The sequence below is a fragment of the Cupriavidus sp. WS genome (assembly GCF_000395345.1).
GTDB classification, from domain to species: domain Bacteria; phylum Pseudomonadota; class Gammaproteobacteria; order Burkholderiales; family Burkholderiaceae; genus Cupriavidus; species Cupriavidus basilensis_B.
In genome coordinates this window covers 1-3,218 of sequence record NZ_AQPL01000651.1, presented here as the reverse complement: position 1 = coordinate 3,218, position 3,218 = coordinate 1, and the positions used below count along the sequence as shown (strand labels likewise).

The 3,218-nt window shown below is 68.7% G+C and carries 4 protein-coding genes; all 4 read left to right on the top strand.

Annotated features, from left to right (window positions below):
- On the top strand, positions 1–322 hold a 322-nt coding region (locus K206_RS0136170; protein WP_020207104.1), incomplete at its 5' end, for a TIGR03750 family conjugal transfer protein.
- Positions 319–1,011 carry a PFL_4703 family integrating conjugative element protein gene (locus K206_RS0136165; protein ID WP_020207103.1) on the top strand — a complete coding sequence of 231 codons (693 nt, stop codon included), beginning with the start codon at positions 319–321 and terminating at the stop codon, positions 1,009–1,011. The genes K206_RS0136170 and K206_RS0136165, both read left to right, overlap by 4 nt.
- Positions 1,008–1,922 (top strand): TIGR03749 family integrating conjugative element protein, encoded by a 915-nt coding sequence (locus K206_RS0136160; protein WP_020207102.1) that lies wholly within the window; start codon positions 1,008–1,010, stop codon positions 1,920–1,922. Before K206_RS0136165 ends, K206_RS0136160 begins: the two co-directional genes overlap by 4 nt.
- On the top strand, positions 1,912–3,218 hold a 1,307-nt coding region (locus tag K206_RS0136155), incomplete at its 3' end, for a TIGR03752 family integrating conjugative element protein (RefSeq protein WP_020207101.1). The genes K206_RS0136160 and K206_RS0136155, both read left to right, overlap by 11 nt.

Here is a 3,218-nt window from a genome sequence, read left to right as displayed (position 1 = left end):
CACCGCCGACGAACTGTGGATCTGCTGCGGCCTGTCCGGTGCCGCCGGCCTGCTGGTCGGCACGCCGCTGTCCTGGGTGTTCCGCACGATCGCGCTGGCACCGACGTTCGTCGTCCTGGGCGTGGCGCTGGGCGTGTTCATCGGCGGCGGCATCCTGCGCCGCCTCAAGCGCGGGCGCCCCGACACCTGGCTGTATCGGCAATTGCAATGGCGCATCGCCACGCGCCATCCGCTGATGGCGGGCTGGGTCGGTGGCCATGTGCTGATCTCGCGCTCCGGCTTCTGGACCACCCGGCGGTCTGCTTCAAGGAGCGCACGATGAGCCGCTTCAAGAACGAGATCACCCACCTGCAGGCGCACATCAGGACGCTTCGCCTGGGTGCCGGTGCCCTGGTCATCGTCGCCCTGGTCATGGGTGGCGGCTGGTGGAGCGCGCCGCGCGACCTGACCATCCACGTCCCGCCTGACCTGCGCTCGGGCAGCACCCGCAAGTGGTGGGAGGTGCCGCCCGAATCGGTCTATGCGTTCACGTTCTACGTGTTCCAGACCCTCAACCGATGGCCGACCAATGGCGAAGAGGACTACCCGCGCAACCTTCACACGCTCTCGCCGTACCTCACCCCGTCCTGCCAGGCCTTCCTGCGCGCGGACTACGACTACCGCCGCAGCACGGGCGAGCTGCGCCAGCGCGTGCGCGGCATCTACGAAATCCCTGGCCGCGGCTACGGCGACGACCCTACGGCGCGCGTGCGCACGATCTCCGATCGCGACTGGGTGGTGACGCTGGACATCACCGCGGACGAGTACTACGGCGCGGAACAAGTCAAGCGCGCCCTGGTGCGCTACCCCGTGAAAGTCACCAAGGTGGACATCGACCCCGCGCGCAACCCCTTCGGCCTGGCACTCGACTGCTACGACGGCACGCCCCAGCGCATCAACGCCCCGGAACCGACGCGCTCGGCGCCAAGTGGCCTGTCTCCGCAAGCTCCTCAAGGAGGAACCACCCCATGAAGCACCCTGTACTCGCGCTGCTGGGGCTGCTGGCCGTGGCCGCGGCACCCGTTGCCCAGGCGGTGGAAATCCTGCGCTGGGAACGCATGCCGCTGGCGGTGCCGCTGAAGGTCGGCCAGGAGCGCATCGTGTTCATCGACCGGAACGTGCGTGTGGGCGTGCCCGCGGGCCTCGGCGAACGCCTGCGCGTACAGAGTGCGGGCGGCGCGGTGTACCTGCGCGCCAACGAGCCGATTGAGCCCACGCGGCTGCAATTGCAGGACGCCGACACCGGCGCGCTGATTTTGCTGGACATCGCGGCCGAGTCGCCCAAGGACGGGGAAGCCGAACTGGAGCCAGTGCGCATCGTCGAGGGCAACAGTACCCCCCCGCGCTATGGCGAGCAGCTTGACGGTGCGGAGCCTCCCGCGCGTGGCCAAGACCAGCCGGGTGTGCGGCCGGTGCGGCGCGAAACCCCGGTTCCGGTTGTCCTGACACGCTTCGCCGCGCAGAACCTTTACGCGCCGCTGCGCACCGTGGAGCCACTGCCGGGCGTCATGCGCGTCAATCTGCGGCGCGACATGGACCTCGGCACGTTGATGCCGACATTGCCCGCTCGCGCGGTGGCGCTCGCGTCGTGGCGTCTGGAAGACCAATGGGTGACGGCCGTGCGCCTCACCAACACCAGCTCCGGCTGGGTCAACCTTGATCCGCGTGTGCTGCAAGGCGACTTCCTCACCGCGACCTTCCAGCACGAGGCGCTGGGTCCGCGCGGAACGCCCGAGGACACGACCGTCCTGTACCTGGTGACGCGCGGGCGCGGCCTGGCGCAGTCGCTGCTGCCGGCCATTCATCGTTTCGATCCAGCCGTGCATCTGCCGCAACCAGAAGCCGAAGCCACCGAAAGCAAGGAGGCCGACCATGCGCAGTAACGGCCTGCTCAAGTGGCTGATGATCCCGGTCGCGCTGCTGGTGCTGTTCGTCGGCATCCGGCTGTTCTCGGGCGGCAGCACGTCGGCGCCACCCGCTGGCGATGCCAGCGCCCGGCTCACGCCCGAAGAAATGAAAGCACTGGGCATCGAGGGCGATACCCCGCGCGACACCGTGGCGACCCTGGTGGCGCAGGTGAAGCAGTTGCGCACCGAGCTTCAGACGGCGCTCTCGGACAACAAGTCCCAGCGTGAGGAGAACCAGCGGCTGCGTCAGCGCGAGAACTCGATCGACCAGCGCATCAACTCTGCGCTGGAGTCCGAACGCTCCAACCTGCGGCGCGACCAGCAGCAGGCGGCCAGCGAGCGCCAGCAGACCGAGGGGCTGCTCGCCGATCTGCAGCGGCGCCTGGACAGCATTGGCGGGCGTGGCGGCAGCCATGCCGATCTGCCCGTGGGCCTGGGGCTGCAGGGGGGGGACGAGGTCGGGATGGAAGGCGGCATGCGCTGGGTTGAACCGGATGACGCGAAGCCTGCCGAGGGACGCAACGGGGGCCGCGGCACGGCTGGCGGCATGAGCTTCCCGACGAGCTTCGGCCCCGCGCAACGCACGCTGGAAACCACGGCTGAGATCGTGGCGAACGCGGACGCGCGCGCCGCCGGGGTCAAAGCCGCGAAGCCCGTCTATACCGTCCCCACGAACTCCACGCTCATGGGCTCGGTCGCGATGACCGCGCTGATCGGGCGTGTGCCGATCGACGGCACGGTCAACGATCCGTATCCGTTCAAAGTGCTGGTCGGGCCGGACAACCTGACCGCCAATGGCATCGAGGTTCCCGACGTGGCCGGCGCCGTGTTCAGCGGCACCGCATCGGGCGACTGGACGCTTTCGTGCGTGCGCGGCCAGGTGCGCAGCATCACGTTCGTCTTCAACGACGGCACGATCCGCACGATTCCCGAAGACCGCGAAGGAAACCAGCAGAACAACCAGCAGCGCGATGGCTTGGGCTGGATCAGCGATCCCTACGGCATTCCCTGCGTCAGCGGCGAGCGGCGCAGCAACGCCCAGCAATACCTCGGCTCGCAAGCCCTGATCACCGCGGCCGGTGCCGGCGTGGCCTCGCTCATCGAGAGCGACAGCGGGCGCATGTCCTATGTCGGCTCGGACGGCTCCATCGGCACCGTGGGTATCAGCGGCCAGGAAGCGGTCGGCCAAATTCTCGCGGGCGGCGTGCGGGACATGTCGGCTTGGGTCAACAAGCTCTACGGCCAAGCGTTCGCCGCCGTCTATGTCCAGCC